This window comes from Bacillus sp. FSL R5-0416, from assembly GCF_037975425.1.
GTDB lineage: Bacteria > Bacillota > Bacilli > Bacillales > Bacillaceae > Bacillus > Bacillus subtilis.
Genome location: NZ_CP150252.1, coordinates 3,268,741 through 3,287,072 on the forward strand (window position 1 = coordinate 3,268,741; position 18,332 = coordinate 3,287,072).

The 18,332-nt window shown below is 45.6% G+C and carries 20 protein-coding genes; 4 read left to right on the forward strand and 16 right to left on the reverse strand.

The window, feature by feature from the left end; translation table 11 throughout:
• Window positions 1–8: 8 nt before the first annotated feature.
• The 5 genes from NYE20_RS17445 to NYE20_RS17465 all read right to left on the reverse strand — a co-directional run bounded on the left by NYE20_RS17445 (window position 9) and on the right by NYE20_RS17465 (window position 5,537).
• On the reverse strand, window positions 9–1,628 hold the full coding sequence (locus NYE20_RS17445; protein WP_043940187.1) for a (2,3-dihydroxybenzoyl)adenylate synthase: 1,620 nt from the start codon (window positions 1,626–1,628) through the stop codon (window positions 9–11).
• Window positions 1,629–1,656: 28 nt separating this feature from the next.
• Complete coding sequence (dhbC, locus tag NYE20_RS17450; RefSeq protein WP_161621280.1) at window positions 1,657–2,853, reverse strand: isochorismate synthase DhbC; 1,197 nt, start codon at window positions 2,851–2,853, stop codon at window positions 1,657–1,659.
• 25 nt (window positions 2,854–2,878) lie between these two features.
• Window positions 2,879–3,664, reverse strand: a complete 786-nt coding sequence (locus NYE20_RS17455; protein WP_160244670.1) for a 2,3-dihydro-2,3-dihydroxybenzoate dehydrogenase — start codon at window positions 3,662–3,664, stop codon at window positions 2,879–2,881.
• Window positions 3,665–3,857: 193 nt separating this feature from the next.
• Window positions 3,858–4,727: a ferri-bacillibactin esterase BesA gene (gene besA / locus NYE20_RS17460; RefSeq protein ID WP_161621279.1), complete on the reverse strand. Its 870-nt coding sequence runs from the start codon at window positions 4,725–4,727 to the stop codon at window positions 3,858–3,860.
• 213 nt (window positions 4,728–4,940) lie between these two features.
• A complete protein-coding gene (locus tag NYE20_RS17465) occupies window positions 4,941–5,537 on the reverse strand; it encodes a sulfite oxidase-like oxidoreductase (RefSeq protein WP_003228739.1) in 597 nt (198 codons plus the stop codon).
• 100 nt (window positions 5,538–5,637) lie between these two features.
• Between NYE20_RS17465 and NYE20_RS17470 the strand changes: the two genes are divergently transcribed.
• Window positions 5,638–6,240 (forward strand): biotin transporter BioY, encoded by a 603-nt coding sequence (locus tag NYE20_RS17470; protein WP_029318475.1) that lies wholly within the window; start codon window positions 5,638–5,640, stop codon window positions 6,238–6,240.
• Between the two features lie 68 nt (window positions 6,241–6,308).
• On the opposite strand, the gene NYE20_RS17475 is transcribed toward NYE20_RS17470, so the two are convergent.
• Both NYE20_RS17475 and NYE20_RS17480 read right to left on the reverse strand, forming a co-directional pair.
• Window positions 6,309–7,637, reverse strand: a complete 1,329-nt coding sequence (locus tag NYE20_RS17475; protein ID WP_003228736.1) for a Na+/H+ antiporter family protein — start codon at window positions 7,635–7,637, stop codon at window positions 6,309–6,311.
• A gap of 146 nt (window positions 7,638–7,783) precedes the next feature.
• On the reverse strand, window positions 7,784–9,286 hold the full coding sequence (locus tag NYE20_RS17480) for a leucyl aminopeptidase (protein ID WP_015251314.1): 1,503 nt from the start codon (window positions 9,284–9,286) through the stop codon (window positions 7,784–7,786).
• A 157-nt stretch (window positions 9,287–9,443) separates the two neighbouring features.
• Here NYE20_RS17480 and NYE20_RS17485 point away from each other — a divergent pair, with 157 nt between their 5' ends.
• Window positions 9,444–9,920, forward strand: coding sequence for a divergent PAP2 family protein (locus NYE20_RS17485; RefSeq protein WP_003244337.1), 477 nt, complete (start codon window positions 9,444–9,446; stop codon window positions 9,918–9,920).
• Window positions 9,921–9,949: 29 nt separating this feature from the next.
• Here the strand turns inward: NYE20_RS17485 and spsC are convergent, their stop codons facing one another.
• The 4 genes from spsC to NYE20_RS17505 all read right to left on the reverse strand — a co-directional run bounded on the left by spsC (window position 9,950) and on the right by NYE20_RS17505 (window position 12,619).
• Complete coding sequence (gene spsC, locus NYE20_RS17490) at window positions 9,950–10,594, reverse strand: stationary phase survival protein SpsC (protein WP_041850620.1); 645 nt, start codon at window positions 10,592–10,594, stop codon at window positions 9,950–9,952.
• Window positions 10,595–10,708: 114 nt separating this feature from the next.
• Window positions 10,709–11,029 (reverse strand): YuiB family protein, encoded by a 321-nt coding sequence (locus NYE20_RS17495; RefSeq protein WP_003243877.1) that lies wholly within the window; start codon window positions 11,027–11,029, stop codon window positions 10,709–10,711.
• Window positions 11,030–11,082: 53 nt separating this feature from the next.
• Entirely contained in the window at window positions 11,083–11,226 is a 144-nt protein-coding gene (locus NYE20_RS17500) for a YuiA family protein (protein WP_003243733.1), read from the reverse strand.
• Between the two features lie 172 nt (window positions 11,227–11,398).
• Window positions 11,399–12,619 (reverse strand): NAD(P)/FAD-dependent oxidoreductase, encoded by a 1,221-nt coding sequence (locus NYE20_RS17505; protein WP_010886605.1) that lies wholly within the window; start codon window positions 12,617–12,619, stop codon window positions 11,399–11,401.
• 331 nt (window positions 12,620–12,950) lie between these two features.
• On the opposite strand from NYE20_RS17505, the gene yumC reads away from it, so the two are divergent.
• Window positions 12,951–13,949 (forward strand): ferredoxin--NADP reductase 2, encoded by a 999-nt coding sequence (gene yumC, locus NYE20_RS17510; RefSeq protein ID WP_003220618.1) that lies wholly within the window; start codon window positions 12,951–12,953, stop codon window positions 13,947–13,949.
• 37 nt (window positions 13,950–13,986) lie between these two features.
• Here yumC and NYE20_RS17515 read toward each other — a convergent pair whose 3' ends face one another.
• Window positions 13,987–14,127, reverse strand: coding sequence for a hypothetical protein (locus NYE20_RS17515; RefSeq protein WP_161621278.1), 141 nt, complete (start codon window positions 14,125–14,127; stop codon window positions 13,987–13,989).
• Between the two features lie 277 nt (window positions 14,128–14,404).
• Between NYE20_RS17515 and guaC the strand changes: the two genes are divergently transcribed.
• Window positions 14,405–15,385, forward strand: coding sequence for a GMP reductase (guaC, locus tag NYE20_RS17520; protein ID WP_085185922.1), 981 nt, complete (start codon window positions 14,405–14,407; stop codon window positions 15,383–15,385).
• 73 nt (window positions 15,386–15,458) lie between these two features.
• Here guaC and paiB read toward each other — a convergent pair whose 3' ends face one another.
• The 4 genes from paiB to dapF all read right to left on the reverse strand — a co-directional run bounded on the left by paiB (window position 15,459) and on the right by dapF (window position 18,259).
• Window positions 15,459–16,082 (reverse strand): protease synthase/sporulation negative transcriptional regulator PaiB, encoded by a 624-nt coding sequence (paiB, locus tag NYE20_RS17525; protein ID WP_014480733.1) that lies wholly within the window; start codon window positions 16,080–16,082, stop codon window positions 15,459–15,461.
• Between the two features lie 23 nt (window positions 16,083–16,105).
• A complete protein-coding gene (gene paiA / locus NYE20_RS17530; RefSeq protein WP_042974570.1) occupies window positions 16,106–16,624 on the reverse strand; it encodes a spermidine/spermine N(1)-acetyltransferase in 519 nt (172 codons plus the stop codon).
• Window positions 16,625–16,963: 339 nt separating this feature from the next.
• Window positions 16,964–17,326: an iron-sulfur cluster assembly accessory protein gene (locus tag NYE20_RS17535; RefSeq protein ID WP_003244166.1), complete on the reverse strand. Its 363-nt coding sequence runs from the start codon at window positions 17,324–17,326 to the stop codon at window positions 16,964–16,966.
• A 78-nt stretch (window positions 17,327–17,404) separates the two neighbouring features.
• Window positions 17,405–18,259, reverse strand: a complete 855-nt coding sequence (dapF, locus tag NYE20_RS17540) for a diaminopimelate epimerase (protein WP_003243745.1) — start codon at window positions 18,257–18,259, stop codon at window positions 17,405–17,407.
• Window positions 18,260–18,332 lie beyond the last annotated feature (73 nt).

The following is an 18,332-nucleotide window of genomic DNA, read 5'->3' on the forward strand; positions in this document are numbered from 1 at the left end:
TTGTTGATTTATTTTTTTGACCCTGCAAGAAGTTTCTCGGAAATGGCTTCACGAAGAGCCTTTTTGCTTACCTTTCCTACCCCTGTCTGCGGAAAGGATTCGACAAATTCAACTCGGTCAGGGATTTTATATGCCGCCAGTCCGCGCTCTCTCAAAAATGCTTTGAGCTCTGCGGCTTTTGGGGCTTCATCCCGGGGAATAATGAACACACAAGATCTTTCGCCAAGAAATTGATCAGGCATGGAGACCATTGCCGCATCATGGACAGCCGGATGCGCCAGCAGATGATTTTCTACCTCTTCAGCCGCAACCTTTTCTCCTCCACGGTTAATTTGATCCTTCGCCCGGCCTTCAACGACAATATACCCGTCTCGTGTCAGCCTGACGATATCACCCGTGCGGTAAAAACCGTCCTCAGTAAATGAAGCGGCGTTATGCTCTTCTGCCTTATAGTAACCTCGAATTGTATACGGTCCCCGCGTCAGCAGATGGCCTGTTTCACCAGGTTTTACGTCGCGATCATGATCATCCCAAACACGCACTTCATCATATGGGGACATCGGTTTTCCTTGGGTGTTGACAATGATCTCCTCAGGATCATCCAATCTCGTATAATTGACGAGACCCTCTGCCATTCCGAACACCTGCTGCAGCGTGCAGCCGAAAACAGCTTTTACCCTGCGAGCGGCTTCAGCACTAAACTTGGCACCGCCGACCTGCAGCACTTGAAGGCTGGATAAATCATCACGGCGTGAGGATGCCGCATCCATCCATACCATCGCAAGAGGCGGAACAAGAGCGGTTATCGTAACCTTTTCCCGTTCAATTAAAGGAAATGCGTCATCTGGACTTGGAGAAGGAGATAATACCACTCTTCCTCCAGCGTATAATACGCCGAGAACGCCAGGTGAGCTCAGCGGATAATTGTGTGCCATCGGCAGCGCGGCCAAGTACACCGTGCTGTGGTCGAGCCAGCAGACCTCCACACTCCGCTTCAGGCTGTATATGTAGTCATCGTGGGTCCTCGGAATCAGTTTCGATAGCCCGGTGCTCCCGCCAGAAAGCTGGAGGAACGCCACATCCGAAGATTTGACTTCAGGCAGTTTTACAGGTTCTGTATGCAAATCCTCCAGCGGCAAAAATTCCTCTGCCTCACCTGCGACAATGACGTGTTTCAAAGTCGGCAGCTTGCTTTGAACTTGTCTGGCAAGCGTACGGTAGTCAAAACCGGAATAAGCGTCGGGAATGATATATGCAGCCGCTTCAGCAAACTCGCAAAAATATGTAATTTCACTGCTTCGATGAGAAGGCAGTGCGAAGACTGGAAGCGCCCCCAGACGGAATAGCGCGAAAATAACTTCAAAAAACTCTTTGATATTTGGCAGCTGCACCACGACACGATCCATCTGTTGAATGCCGAGCTTCTGAAATCCGGCAGCCAAACGATCAACCCTTGTGTCAAGCTCTTGATAGCTCCAATGGGTGTTCCCGCATGTAATCGCAATGCGGTCGCCATATTTGGCTGCCCGATCTCTTAACAAATCTCCAAACGTCTCGCCGGCCCAGCAGCCATTCTTTCGATAGGTCTCAGCTAACTCATCAGGCCAAGGCGTAAATCCTTTCAGCATGTTGCATCCCTCCAGCAATTCATTCTGTTCATATGTGATCCACGCCCATTGCCCGCAGCATTGTCCGAAACTTTGCGGACGTCTCCTGAAGCTCGTCCTCGGGCTTTGAACCGGCCACAACACCAGCTCCAGCATACAGGCGGAGAGAGCGTTCTTCTGCTTCTGCACAACGGATGGTCACGATCCATTCTCCATCACCGGCATCGTCACACCATCCGACCATGCCGGTAAAGAAACCGCGGTCAAATGGTTCAATGCTGAGAATCGCTTCTCTTGCAAGATCAGTCGGTGTTCCGCAGACTGCTGGCGTCGGGTGGAGAGCCGCCGCCAATTCAAGTGCGGTTACAGACGGGTCGGAAAGCTCTCCCTTAATCACGCTGGACAGGTGCCACATCGTTTCCGTTTTGATCAGTGAAGGCTTCTCCGGAACCTCCAGCGTCCGGCAGAAAGGTCTCAGCGCTGCCGCAACCGCGTCAGCGACAACCGCGTGCTCATGAAGATCCTTTGCGGAAGAAAGCAATTCAGCTGCCCGGCGCTGGTCTTCAACAGGATCATTACTGCGCGGCCTTGAGCCGGCTAATGGGTTGGAAACGACCTGTGTTCCCATCCTTGAAACGAGAAGCTCCGGACTTGCTCCGAGCAATGTTCGGCGGGGAGACGTTTCCTCCTGACTGGACACGTCTGCGGCAAACGTGTAGCCATGCGAGTTATGCTGAGCCAGATGGCGAAGCAATTCATCCGTCTGAATCGGTTCAGGCGATGTCAAATGCAGTGATCTGGACAGGACGATTTTGCTGAGTGTTCCATCGGCAATGCGCGCCAGCCCTTGTTCAACACCATTTTTATAATCCTCAGGTTCAGGAACAGGCTTTATGTGGTATGTATGCCCAGCCTGCTGTTCCTTTTCCTCACGATCAAATTGAAGCGGTCCTGACCAGCGCACTTCTTCAGGTACAACGAGCCGCGCTGCTTTTACTTGATCAAAAGGAACGGCCCCGACAACAAGCGGCCGGCTTTGCCCTGATTGTTTTGCCTGACGCAGCGTCTCTGCAATTCGGCCAGAAAGGGTTTCCATTTGGTTTTGCCCGTCTGCCTCCGGTACGATTTCACATATACCTTTCGCTAACAGTACACGATGAGGAGACGCTAAGAAAAAGGCGCCCGGCTGATATTCATGAAGCAAATGCTCCGCTTTTGTTTCTGTTATAACGTTTTGATCCAACATTCTCATGAACCTCCTTTAAATTCAGTTACACGCCTAAGGTCGCGCCGCCATCTACGCATAAATTATGCATCGTAATATGCCCTGCCTGGCCAGAAACCAAAAAGAGCACCGCATCCGCAATATCCGAAGGCTTGGCTAGTTTTTTGAGCGGGATCCCTGTTTTAAATGTCTCAAGTGATCCTTTTATGACTTGCTCCGCTCCATTCTCGTCGGCCCATAATGACCACTGCATGTCAGTTTCCGTTGATCCGGGAGATACAATGTTGCAGCGAATATTGTATTCTGCAAGCTCAAGGCCAAGGCATTTCGTAAACATCACAGCCGCAGCCTTTGAAGACGCATATGCCGCCATAGATGTTCTTGGTACACCGGCAGCATTCGATCCGACTGTTACAATCGAACCTGATCTTCGGTCCATCATATATTTGCTGACTGAACGCGAGGCGTTAAATACGCCAGTCGAATTCACTGAGAACGTCGCCTCCCATTCCTCATCGCTAAGCGAATGGATCAGTCCCGGGCGAAGGACACCCGCTACATTCACTAAAATATCAATCGGCCCCATTTCACGTTCGATGCGCGCCGTGATCTCGTCAATCGCCGCGCTGTCTCTCACATCCGCAGGAAAAGCTTCTGCATGGCGGCCTTCTGCTTTGAGGCTGCTCACAACCTTTTCCAGCTTTTCAGGATTATAATCAACTGCCGCAATATGTGCGCCTTGACTGGCAAGCGTCCGCGCAACAGCTTCGCCTATTCCTTGGGCAGCCCCTGTTATAAAAGCAATGTTTCCCTCTATACTCTTTGCATTCATATCATCAATTCCTTTCTTCGCTCTAAATGCCGAACAGACATCCAGCGAAAAAGACTGCTGCGCCTTGAAAAACGCAATCCATTGATAATGATTATCATTATCAATTATAAAAATAATCATATCCAAATGTCATGTGACAGTCAAATATAATTTCAGTGACAAATATTTTTTTAAAGGCAAGGCTGAGTATGTCTCAGCCCATTGAAAGATGCGGTCCGTCAGGGTGAAGCGCAAAACGCAGCGCCCTGCTGACCAAAACAGGAAGAACTGAAATATGTCCTTCTCCTGAAAACTCGCAAAATTCTGCCCGTATGCCTTGTTCAGATAAAACGGCCAGCCGCTCATAAAGCTCCCTTGCATTATCATTCATCCGGCTTTTATGATGCTGCTCTAATTCTCCTGCGGCAAGCAGGATATTGATAGGCTGATTGTTTTTCTTGGTGAGAGAGACGAAATGGTCCGTTTTCTCGAGAATAAACAGTTTATTCCAATGAATGGACGGACTTCCTGCGATATACGTTTGAAACGCATCGGGCTTTGTTAGCAGCACCTGCAGCACGAAAAGCCCTCCGAGCGAATGGCCAAAGATTGTTTGTCTATTTTTATCAATCTGGTAATCTCGTTCTATCTCCGGTTTTAAATCCTCTTCAATAAATCTGAAAAAGCCCTCCGCTCCGCCATGCTCCGGCCATTCTCTGCCGTCGGGCCTTTCCGGCAGCTTCGATTGGGCTGTTGGCATTGTAAAATCCCGGTGGCGTGCTGAAGAGAAAGGCTCCGCTGTCTCATAGCCAATGCCGACGATCACTGCAGGGATCACCCCGGTTTTTTCGGGTCGGCGTCCCTGTAATCGAACGGCTTCCGTCATCGTTCCGAAGACAGAATTGGCATCCAGCAGATAAATCACAGGATAACCAGCGGGTGGCGGCGGCGTACTAGGTTTCGAGATAAAAATGTGATAGGTACGGTTTTCATTGCGTGAAGACATCATACGCACTTCCGTACCAGGAATCGTAAATGCGTTTGATGTCCCGCCATTTGTCCGGTCTGTTGTTTGCTCTTTCATGCAGTACGACATTCCTCTCCTTAAACTAAACCGCAATGTATGATAATGATTTTCACTATCAACTAGACACCTCAAATAATAGGTTTTCTTCCAAAGAAAGTCAACTTTTTCCCGAATAAAAAAGGCACCTTGATCAAATAAGGTACCTGAAGACTATCAATATGGAAGTAAAAACCTAATAAAGATGCAGATTGTCCTATTTGAAATAGAACCTTAATCCCATGTAAACCTTTGATTTTGCCAAGGATCGCCTCTCATGTGATAGCCATTCCGCTCCCAAAAGCCAGGGTGATTTTCTTTCGTAAATTGGATGCCGCGCAGCCACTTGGCGCTTTTCCAAAAATATAGATGCGGAAATACACCCCGCAGCGGAAAGCCGTGTTCAGGGGTTAAAGGTTCGCCATTATGCGCATAAGCCAGAAGGGAAGTTTCCGCTAAGAAATCATCAAGCGGCAGATTGGTCGTCCAGCCCTCTTCAGCATGTAAAATGACGTAGCCCGCTTCTTCTTTTACACCCGCTTTTTCCGCTATATCACAAGCCCGCACGCCTTGCCACACATTATCAAGCCTTGACCATCCCGTGACACAATGAATGTCATTTTTCGATTCATACCGTGGAAAGGCTTTGACATCTTCAAAGCTTAGCAGCATCGGATGGTCAACCAAACCGTACACTTGAAGATTCCATTTCGTCATATCTTCGTAATATGGGACATCTCCGGTATGAAGCACAGGAAATGAAGTGGTGACGTTTTGATTTGGCGGCACTCTTCCAGATTGATCGGACTGTCTTGTTTTTCCGAAATACATATGGGCCTCCTTTTTGTTAACCTAATTTAAAATCATGTTGACAATCTTTTTGTTCTTTATTACTCTATGATTGTGTATGTCAACCTAAGGGGGAACAACGATGAAACAACGTAAACTTCGTGCGGGAGATATGGCGCTGATTGGCATGTTCGCCGCACTTATGGCTGTCGGGGCCAACATTACATCAGTAGCACCCTTTTTACAAGTAGCCGGCATTCCGCTTTCGATGCAGCCGTTTTTCTGTCTCTTGGCTGCTTTGCTTCTTGGCAGCAAACGAGCAGCGATTGCCATGATTGTATATGCACTTGTCGGATTGGCCGGAGCGCCTGTGTTTGCTCAATTTTCAGCAGGCTTCGCACCGTTTGCAGGGAAAAGCGGCGGGTTTATTATCTCATACATCCCGGCAGCATTTGCAGCGGGATGGTTTTTAGAACGAAACATTCAGCCAAGTAAAATTCGATTTCTCATTGCTTCACTTATCGGAACGGCGATCATGTATCTCATCGGCACTACCTATATGTATCTTGCACTGAAGCTGTGGATTCATACGCCAGTGAGCTACGGCACGGCTTGGGGCTTTATGATTTGGTTTATGGTAAAAGATACAGCGCTGGCTGTGATACTGTCGTTTATCGCACCAGCAATCTACCGCTCTATTCATAAAGCAACCGGCTTTAACAGAAATCACATATCGTCCATGTAAAGCCGTTCTATTGGACGGTTTTTTTATCATAACGAGAAAAGGCTCCCCAGTAAAGGGGAGCCTTTTTCCTATAAAACAAGCGCTGCAATCCAGCCAAAGATGACAAGCGGAATATTATAAAATATAAACGTCGGCACACAAGTATCCCAAATGTGGTGATGCTGGCCGTCCGCACTCAAACCTGAAGTCGGTCCAAGCGTACTGTCACTGGCAGGTGAACCGGCATCGCCAAGCGCAGCAGCAGCCCCGATAATCGCAATCGTTGCCATCGGGCTGAATCCTAGCTGCATGCATAGAGGCACAAAGATGGTTGTGATAACAGGAATCGTCGCAAAAGAAGATCCGATTCCCATTGTAATTAATAAGCCGACAATGAGCATCAGCAATGCGCCCAAGGACTGACTGTGTCCGATAAAACCGGCTGACGTTTTGACCAGTGACTCGACATCTCCGGTTTTCGTTAATACGTTTGAAAACCCGGCTGCAACAAGCATGACAAAGCCGATAAAGGCCATTAAAACCATTCCATCAGTAATCAGTGAGTCCGCTTCATCACGCTTCATCACACCGCTGACAAACAGAACAATCAGACCAGCGAGCGCCCCCATAATCATTCCTTCCACTCCCAAAGTCTGAGATAAGTAAAGCTGGACGCCGAGTGACACAACAATGGCTAGAACCGCGATACCAATACTTTTTCTCGTATATGGCGATGCTTCTGCACCTGAAATGTCTTTTGTTTCATATTGTTTCGGTTTACGGTATACGATCACTGATAAAATAAGGCCGACAACCATACCTGCAACTGGAATAATCAGTGCGTACGGAATGTCAGCAAGCGGAACGTTTAACCCGGCATCCGCCATATTGTCCTTCAGCATACCTTGGAAGATTTGGCCGAAACCGACCGGAAGCAAAATATAAGGAGCCGTTAAGCCAAATGTAATTACACACGCGATCAGACGGCGGTCCATTTCAAGTTCATTAAAGATTTTCAAAAGCGGCGGAATCAGCACCGGGATAAACGCGATGTGAACCGGAACGACGTTTTGCGAAAAACAAGATACAATTAAAATAATCAGCACAATCAGCACCTTAGACAGTGCTTTTTTTCGAGAATCTTCTTTATTTCCGATTAATTTAACGGAGGCTTCCACCATTGCGTCCGGAAGACCTGTTTTCGTCAAAGCGGCGGCAAACGCGCCAAGCATGGCATAGCTGACTGCAACGGTGGCATTTCCGCCGAGACCGTCTGTAAAAGCTTTAACCGTTTCGCCAAGACCGAGCCCGCCTGTTAACCCGCCGGCCAAGGCGCCTATAATTAATGCGATAACAATATTGACACGCAGCAGGCTTAATACAAGCATAAGCAGGACTGCGATGACGACTGCATTCATGATGATACCCCTCCAAAAATCCTTTAGTTTGCTAATGTAGTAGATAAATAAAGTACGAACGTATCGTATCATAACCGATCCACTTTAGTCAACTAAAGATTTCGGAAGAAAAAATCCCTGCCGCATCATACAGCAGGGATTTTTCATTACTCGTTTTTATCTTCTTCCAATGTAAATCGCTCCGCAAGTGTAGCCAGTGTTCTTGCCATAACGCCAGTAGCCCCGGCCGGTCCGAAGCAGGTTGCTTTATTGGCAGTCGCTGTGCCTGCAATATCAAGGTGAACCCAAGGTGTTGACTCAGCGAATTCACCAAGAAACGTTCCCGCCATAATCGCATGTCCCTCGCGTCCCGGTGAATTGTTGAGATCCGCCATTTGGCTGCTTTTCACGCGTTTTTTATCCTTCTCTGTTATCGGCAGCTGCCAGATAGCCTCGCCGCACTCTTGTGCAGCATCAGCTACCTGCTGGTAAAAGCTTTGATCATTTGTCATTGCACCGGTTGTTTCTGTTCCTAATGCCACAACGACGCCGCCGGTAAGCGTAGCTACATCGACAAGAACTGACGCGCCATGCTGTTTCGCGTATGTAATGCCATCTGCAAGCACTAGCCTTCCTTCAGCATCCGTATTAAGGATTTCTATTGTTTTTCCGCTTAAAGATACGATCACGTCATCCGGCTTCATGGCCCCGCCGGAGATCATATTATCGGTTGATGGAATAACGCACAGCACGTTTTGCTCAGGACGAAGCTCTCCGATCGTTTCCATAGCCCCGAGAACCGCAGCTGCTCCTCCCATATCTGATTTCATGCCGACAATTCCAGATTTCGTTTTAATGGAGTAGCCGCCTGTGTCAAAGGTAATTCCTTTCCCGACTAGTCCGACGACGTCTTCCCATTCCTTTTTGCCCTGGTATTTCAACACAATCATTTTCGGCGGTTCGGTGGAGCCTTGGTTTACCGCAAGTATTCCGCCCATACCGAGCTCTTCCATCTCTGATTTCTCCAATATTTCACACTCAAAATCATATTTCGCCGCAAGCTCTTCAGCATACGAAGCGAGGTCAGTCGCTGTCAGCATGTTTCCCGGCATATTCACAAGCGTTCTAGCCGAATTTGTCCCTTGTCCGTATGCCTGGCCGACGCGAAGCCCGGCCTGCACTTCCTGTGTATCTTCATCTGTTACAACATACACGGCTTCAATTTGTTTGTCAGGCTCATTTGATTTGTGCTTATAATCCTGCACCTCATAGGAAGCAAGCAGGCAGCTCTCAGCTAAAGCATGCGCGGCATCGGCTGGAGGCACGTCTTCCGAAATAAACGTATCAAGCAGAACAGCAGTTTCTTGTTTTCGATCTTTATGAATGGCTTGAAAAACATGAGCAAAACGTTCCTTCGCCTGTTCAAACGAATAATTTGCTTCTCTCCCCAGACCAACGAAATAAATCCGTTTCATACCCGCAGAAGATGGAGGGAATACTTTTGATACTTGATTCGGTTTCGCAGAGACATCACCCTCTTTTAAAAGCTGTGTCAGATGGCCTTCGAGCATTTCATCAATTTCCAACGCTTTTCCTGTCAGCTGGCTTTTTTGAAAAAGCCCGACCACAAGGGTTTCTGTATGCTCTGATTGTTGAACCGCATAAAACATGAGGCTTACACTCCTAACGTAATGGGTATTTGTAATGAACAATGGTATAATAGGAAAAACATTCTTTCCACTATACTTATTTTAACAAACAACAGTCTAAGACTTGCTTTTTTCTTTTGAAACACGAAGGATTTTTCAAATAGAAAGGATGTCGCCGATGGAACTTTTAACGAATTTTCCTTTATTATCAAGCCTGGCCGCAATTATTTTTGCTCAGGTCATCAAAGTGCCCATACAGTTTATCGTGTCCAGAAAACTGGACTGGTCGCTGGTCACAAGCACAGGCGGCATGCCCAGCTCTCACTCCGCAGCGGTCACTGCACTTTCAACAGGCGTAGCCTTGGAGCATGGATTAGACTCCTCACTCTTTGCGGTTTCCGCCATTTTCGCCGTCATAACCATGTTTGACGCAACTGGCGTCAGACGTCACGCCGGTGAGCAGGCAACAGTCATTAATAAGCTTGTCATTGATTTTAACCGTTTCGTAAATGAAGCGAAGGACTTCCCTAAGGCTGCAGAGAAAGAAAAGCAAAAAAAGCTGAAAGAGCTTCTCGGACATCAGCCGATCGAAGTCTTTTTCGGAGGACTAACAGGTATTTTACTGACATTGGTACTCGCTTACTTTTTCATGTAAAAAAACGCTCCTGCTTTCGCTGGAGCGTTTTATTCTTTCACAGTTTTATATTGATTTCTGAACACTTGCAAAGATTTTGTTTCATTGAGCTTCTCAAGCTCATCCTCGGTAATTTTTCCCGTTCCCTTTTTAATCACATATACATCAAGGGTTTTTTTACCCCATTCATTGTATACATCTTTGACTGTCTCAAAGTACAGATCAAGGCGGTTACCCTTAATAGCCGATCCTGTGTCGGCAACAACTCCGAGACCGTAGTTCGGAATGAATAAAATTGTTCCGATCGGGAAAACGGACGGGTCAGCAGCAACCGTGGAATATAAATCCCGTTTCACTTTCACACCTGAATATGTAAGCCCGTATAATGGATCACCGGGATTTTTGCCCGTCGACTCAGCTCCTGCTGTGTAGCCTGTTGCTGTTACTCTTTGGACTGGATATTCATCCCAATCAAATGCCTCTTCTAACGGTTTTGTCTTATCCTCAGCCGCGGACGTGGTTTGTGTTTGTTTCTGCTGCAATGCTTTTAATGTCAGTCCTGCATGCTTCAAGTGCTTTTCCTGATGTTCCTGCACCCATTTTGACAAGTCCTTCGCTTCAATTCCTGACACTGATAAAAATGTCGTGCCAAATGCAAGCAGAAATAAACAGGTCATCAGCAAACGTCTGATCATATTCACATCATTCACCTCTCCTCCGAATCATTGTTCCCAAGTGGAGAGAGCATTATTCAAAATGATGAATGAGCTGAACGCATAAAAAAAGCTTTCTTTAGAAGAAAGCGGCATTTAAAACATTTGATATCCTCTTTTTCTGAGCATGTTGATCGCTATACCGGACACGATGGCGCCGGCCAAACCGCTGACTAAAATCAGCACATCAGCAGCCGCTAATGATAAGACACGATGAAACAGGCTGGCAAAGGATTCTCCCGGCGACTGGACATAGCTGATCAGCTTTTCTTTGCTGATAATGAAAAGGCATACAATCGGATAAATCACAGCCATAATCCAAGACATTCTCAGCAGCATGTTTAATAAGAAACCGATTCCAAAAAACAAGACAAAAAACAAAACAATCGAGATGATTACGACTGGCAGACTAATCAACCTATTCCACCCCCCTGCGTTGTTTTTAGTGTAACGCGGGGGTGGAAATAAAGTCAACGGCTGGAAAAAGAATGACTGTCTTTTCCTGTCCCCTGGCAAGACGGACAAGTCTCTGAACCGCCGAGAATCAATTGAAAATATCCTTTTCCTGAACAAAATGGGCATGCATGTGAAGCGGTTGTCGTTGCAGTTTTCATCTAATCATCACCCTTTTTCTTAATTTTCTGATAATATACCATATCAAGCTGTCAACAATAAAGTCAGATCATGTGACAAATCTTTTGATGTAAGCGGAAACATACTTATTTTCCTCTCGTTCTCTTTTTATTTTGGCGTTTTTTAATAAAGAAAACCCGCTTCCGCGGGTTTTTAGAAAAACTTGAACTTGCCTTTTTTCAATGTCAGTCCGAGTCCGCCAATCATAAACAGTGAGCGGTTATCAATGACTTTTTTCATAAACGAAGCAGGCGTGCCTTTCAGCTTTCTGCCATAAACAACCCCAACCGCGTTATGCTCGCCAAGAGAAGCCACTGTTCCCTTAATGTCCGGCTTGAATTCCTCAAGCTCTCCGCCTTTAATAAGCCTGCCAAGGTTTTTAGCGACCGTTATGCCCTGCTGCATTGCAATTTGCGCAGTCGGCGGATACGGGCGCTCTGTATCTTCATTCATAAACAGCGAGCTGTCGCCGAGAATAAAGACATTGTCATGTCCCGGGGCGCGGAGATCAGGGTTGACTTTGACTCGGCCGCGCATATTCTCAAAACCGGCTTCCTCCACAATCGGATGACCGCGGACACCTGCCGCCCATACAACGGTTTGCGATTTGATCTGCTCTGGTTCCTCATCTTTTTTGCCGACTCTGACTCCTTCCGGTGTACATTCTTGTACAGCCGTGCCGATCTTGAACTCAACTCCGTTTTCCTCAAGATAATGTACGGCATAGTCAACAAGTTCCGGATCAAAGCCCGGCAAAACGGTCGGCGCTGCTTCCACACAAATGATGCGGACAAGGCTTCTGTCAACGTCATATTCCTTACAGAGCTCCGGCACGCGAGCAGCCAGCTCGCCAAGAAATTCAATTCCCGTAAATCCGGCACCGCCAACAACGATCGTTAACCTGTCCGGCCGCTTTTCCGCTTCCGTATTGTAAGTCGCAAACTGCAGCTCAATATGTTCCCGCAGCAGGCGCGACGTGTTGATGTTGGCAATCGGAAACGCATATTCTTTTAAGCCTTTAATGCCGAACGTTTCAGGCACGGCGCCGAGCCCGATGACTAAATAATCGTACTGCAGTTCTCCATTCGCAAGCACAACTTTTTTCTCATCAATTTTGATTGCCTTTACGGTATCCTGTACAAAATTCACCCGTGACTGGTTGATTACATCTTTTATCTGATAACGGCAGCGGTCATGATGGAGCGTACCCGCGCTCGCTTCATGCATCCATGTCGTTTCATAATGATAATTGTGTTTATTTACAAGCGTAATGTCAGCATCATTCGGCCCGACATACTTCGTCAGCCTTGTCACCGTCATCAATCCGCCATATCCTGCACCTAAAATCACGATTTTGGGCTTATTCAATGCCATCACATCCACCTTCTCTTTTTTTGCTTTTGTTAGACCCATAATAAAATCATCATTTGTGTTAGCTTCAGCTTATTGGCGGGATTTTATGAAATATATTGAAAAGTTTTTTGTGAAGTCCTTACCCGTAGCACTATTATCATGTTTATCCGGCTGGCCCAAGAAACATTCAGAAAAAGATCATTTCATTTGGTTATTATCGTAGCGGCCTGCGGAAATATTTTCAAGAACGGATGGGCACGTTAGATCCTTACGATTTTTTCTGCTGACTCGTCAATTTGAACGGCAATATGGTATAATTAATAACAATTTTCATTTAGGAGGCAATTTTCGTATGCGAGAGGATACAAAGGTTTATGATATTACAATTATAGGCGGGGGACCGGTCGGCTTATTCACCGCTTTTTACGGCGGGATGAGACAGGCAAGCGTCAAAATTATCGAAAGCCTGCCTCAGCTCGGCGGACAGCTTAGCGCCCTATACCCTGAGAAGTATATATATGATGTAGCGGGATTCCCGAAAATCCGTGCGCAAGAGCTTATCAATAACCTAAAAGAGCAAATGGCAAAATTCGACCAAACCATTTGTCTGGAGCAAGCGGTTGAATCTGTTGAGAAACAAGCGGACGGCGTGTTTAAGCTTGTAACAAATGAAGAAACCCACTACTCTAAAACGGTCATCATCACTGCAGGAAACGGCGCATTCAAACCGAGAAAGCTGGAACTTGAAAATGCCGAGCAGTATGAAGGCAAAAACCTCCATTACTTCGTTGATGATCTGCAAAAATTTGCCGGCAGACGCGTTGCGATCCTTGGCGGTGGAGATTCCGCGGTTGACTGGGCGCTTATGCTTGAGCCGATCGCAAAAGAAGTATCGATCATTCACCGCCGCGACAAGTTCCGTGCGCACGAGCACAGTGTGGAAAACCTTCATGCGTCGAAGGTTAATGTCCTGACACCATTCGTCCCTGCGGAGCTGATCGGCGAAGACAAAATCGAACAGCTAGTGCTTGAAGAAGTGAAAGGCGACCGCAAAGAGATTTTAGAAATTGATGACTTAATCGTCAACTACGGTTTCGTTTCATCTCTTGGACCGATCAAAAACTGGGGTCTGGACATCGAGAAAAATTCCATTGTCGTAAAATCAACAATGGAAACAAATATCGAAGGCTTCTTTGCAGCAGGTGACATTTGTACATACGAAGGAAAAGTCAACCTGATTGCCAGCGGCTTCGGCGAGGCACCGACAGCAGTGAACAACGCCAAGGCTTACATGGACCCGAAAGCCCGCGTACAGCCTCTTCACTCAACAAGTCTTTTTGAAAATAAATAATAAAAAAGGAGCTTGTGTCTGCGACACAGCTCCTTTTTTATTTGAAGATATTTATATAATTCAATGCAGTTCCTACAACCAGCGCAATCACAAGGGCTGCGACTACCCAGATCATTGCCATAATAATGCGGTCCTGAATCTTTTGGGACTTCGGTATTTTTTCTTCGTTTTGGGCCATTTTATTCGCTCCTTTCCCATGTCCATGCCAAAAGAAAGCTTGGTGCTGAACGACCAAGCTTTGCTGAACGTATATCATTCGCGTTTTGATCCGCTCTCTAAGACCATTCGTTAAAACTATGATACCTAAACTCACCCTGCATGACAAGCTTCGGCACTTGCACCACACCTGCCAGCAAATCATAATGTTTGACATCCTAAATAAAACAGAGTACATTATAGAAGGCGAACATTTCATATATTATACTTTTAAATATTCGTTTTTAGGAGTGAAAAACATGGAAAACGTATTTGATTACGAAGATATTCAGCTAATTCCTGCAAAATGCATTGTAAATAGCCGTTCAGAATGTGATACATCCGTACGTTTAGGCGGACGTACATTTAAATTGCCCGTCGTCCCTGCCAATATGCAGACGATTATAGATGAAAAACTAGCGATTTCATTAGCCGAAAATGGCTACTTTTATGTGATGCACCGATTTGAACCTGAAAAACGGATTGATTTTATTAAAGATATGAACGCACGCGGGTTATTCTCTTCTATCAGCGTGGGCGTCAAAGATGAGGAATATGAATTTGTCCGCCAACTGGCAGAAGAAAATCTGACTCCTGAATACGTGACAATTGACATTGCTCACGGGCACTCAAATGCTGTCATTGAAATGATCCAGCACCTTAAAAAACATTTGCCGGACAGCTTTGTTATTGCTGGCAATGTCGGAACGCCGGAAGCGGTCAGAGAGCTTGAAAATGCGGGAGCGGATGCCACTAAAGTCGGCATCGGACCGGGAAAAGTATGTATTACGAAAATCAAAACCGGCTTCGGCACAGGCGGCTGGCAATTAGCAGCGCTGCGCTGGTGTGCCAAAGCAGCCAGCAAACCGATTATCGCGGATGGCGGCATCCGCACCCATGGCGACATCGCAAAATCAATCCGATTCGGCGCAACGATGGTCATGATCGGTTCACTATTTGCCGGACACGAAGAATCGCCAGGCCAAACGATCGAAAAAGACGGAAAGCTTTACAAGGAGTACTTCGGCTCAGCCTCTGAATTCCAAAAAGGCGAAAAGAAAAATGTCGAAGGCAAAAAAATGCATGTGGAGCATAAAGGCTCAATCAAGGATACACTGATTGAAATGGAGCAGGATCTTCAATCTTCTATTTCTTATGCAGGCGGAACAAAGCTTGACGCCATCCGCAATGTGGATTATGTGATTGTGAAGAATTCCATTTTTAATGGGGATAAATATTAATCATAAAAAAACGCCAAGTCAGCGGTTCTCCGCTTGAGTTGGCGTTTTCTGCTACTTCTTCAGCAAAGTAAGCTTATATTTGCTTTTTGAATTTATTTTCCATCAGTTCTGCCATTTGTTTTGCATTTGGATTTTCTTCATTTTGCAACTGTTCAATAATGTTCATATAATCCGTTTCATTTCGGTTCTGGCTTAATTTATATGCCGCTTGAATATCTTCCACCTTAATCTTAAATCCAACGATACCTTTCAATTCACGTTCTAAGAGTTTTGGAGAAAGCTTATCCCATAAAACAGGATTGTCACGATGTTTTTCGTATTTCTCCAGCATGATTGTTAATTCTTCTGCTAATTCATCTTTCTCTAACATACTTGCTTTTCCATACATGTGGACAGCCTGATAATTCCACGTCGGAACATTTTCGCGCGAATACCAGGAAGAAGAAATATAAGCGTGCGGTCCCTGAAACATCACAAGTACATCTTCACAGGCTTCAAACGTTCTCCACTGAGGATTTCCATAAGCGAAATGCCCCGTGATATAGTAATGATCGTCTTTTTTATTGAATCCTAACGGCAAATGTGTGGCAATTGGTTTTCCTTGTTCTGTTGTGACAACCGTACCAAAGGAGTTTTCTTGTACAAAATTCCAAATTTCTTCAGCATTTGTGACTTTAAAATATTTTGGAATATACATCATCATCCACCCTTCGAAAAATGTTATATGAGTGTTTTAGCCATGATTAAATCCGTTTGCTCTTCATCACCCATATAAAAAGAGTGGGCGCCGGTCTGAACAAACCCCATTTTCTTATAAAAGGCAATGGCATTTTCATTTTTTTCCCACACACCTAGCCAAATGTTCTTTTTATTACGTTCCAGCGCAATTTCTATCGCTTTATTCAGCAGATGTTTGCCAAGCCCATGTTTTTGAAAGCTGTTCTTTATATAAATTCTCTCGATTTCAAGTGATTCAGCACCCATTTCTTCAGACTGAGCATCATCGATATTGACCTTTACATATCCAGCGATTTCATGATCAAAGTAAACAAAAAAGAATTGCGAAGACATATTGGATAACTCTTTTTCCAGCTGCTCAGTGTTAAATGCGCTTTCTAAATAGGCTTTCATATTTTCAGGTGAGTTCTGTTCTTTAAAAGTGTCATTGAATGTTTCAATACTCAATTGTTGAAGTGTTTGTAAATCTTCCCGGCTGCATTTTTTGATTTTTACACTCATTGTTCGGATTCAGCCCCTTTATTTAAAATTCAATTGTCTTGTGTCCCTTTTTAATATATTTAAACACGGAACAGATACTGGCCTTGTTACCATTCCAAAAATCTTCTTCATCATCAACTCCCTATCGTGATTTTGTTGTAAATGCAATAAAATATACTCCGCATTAAATATAGCGTAACTTTGCTGTATTTACAACAAAAATCAAACAACAAAGCAGCGTTTCTCATGCCGAAGTTCCCGGAACTCTCTGCATCATTTCCCCATAATAAAAACGCCTCCCTTAACGATGATTTATCGCTAAGAAAAGCGTCAGTAATAGTTGCTATCCGTTTTTAGTGCCTAGCACTCTTCAGGCTTGCCTGCATTCGTTGCTGTTCTGAACGAAGAACCGCAGCCGCATGAAGCGATGGCGTTTGGATTGTCGATGGTGAAGCCGCCGCCGAGCATGGATTGTTTATAATCAATCACAGTGCCGTTCATGATGTCAAGGCTTTCTTTGTCAACTAGAACAGTGATGCCGTGCTGATCAAACACACTGTCTGATTCACTCTTTTCATGCTCAAAGCCCATGCCGTAAGAAAGTCCGCTGCAGCCGCCCCCTTTGACGCCTACACGCAGAAACGCGTTTTCTTCTTCATGCTCTTTCATCATATCTTTTATATGCAAAGCTGCTGCTTCTGTAATTGTTACCGGGTTGCTCATCATTGTGAACCTCCTTTTAAAAACCGGTTGCTGTCTTTTATTATAAACATGATCGTTCCAATTCTCAAACAAGGTGTTTTACAAGAAATAGACACCCTCACAAACGGTTTCAGCCGGCCCTGTCATCATTACATGGCCGTTATCTTTCCAGTTTATCACCAAATCCCCGCCTGCTAAATGCACCGTGATGTCTTGATTTCGCTTTGATACGCCGTTTAATACAGATGCGACCGCCGCTGCACATGCTCCTGTCCCGCATGCCTGAGTAATCCCAGATCCCCGTTCCCAGACGCGGAAATGCAATTCTTGTTCATTCACGGTTTCAACGAATTCCACATTGATGCCTTCCGGAAATCTCGGATCTTTCTCAATCACCGGCCCCAGTGTCGTTAAGGGTGCCTGTTCAATGTCTGCGATCGGAAAAACGATATGCGGATTTCCCATTGAAACGGCAGTGCCTGTTAGTTCTACTTCACCAAATGCCATCGTTTCATTGATTGTGTGCTCTTCCCCGCCGTCAAGCATCGGAAGCTCGGATTTTGTCAAGCGCGGTTCGCCCATATCGACAGTGACCACATTCACTTTTCCGTTTTCGACTTGAACCTCCGCTTTTACAAGCCCGGAGAGAGTTTCAATCAGAAAAGATGTTTCCTCAACCAGCTTATGCTCATATGCGTATTTTGCGACGCAGCGCAGGCCGTTGCCGCAGTTTTTCCCTTCAGACCCGTCATTATTAAAAATCCGCATTTTGACAGGCGCTTGGTCTGATGGGCATATCAGGATCATTCCGTCGGATCCGATCCCTGTATAAACAGAAGAAACCTGAATTGCAATCTCTGACAGTTTTTCTTCTGGAAGCTGTTCTTCAAATTGATTCACATAAATATAACTGTTTCCCAGGCCGTGCATTTTGGTAAATCGAAATGAGTTCATAGGTGCCTCCAACTTTTTTTCTTTTTCTTAGTATAAAAGCTATTATAAGCGGACACAATACAATTATCCCCCG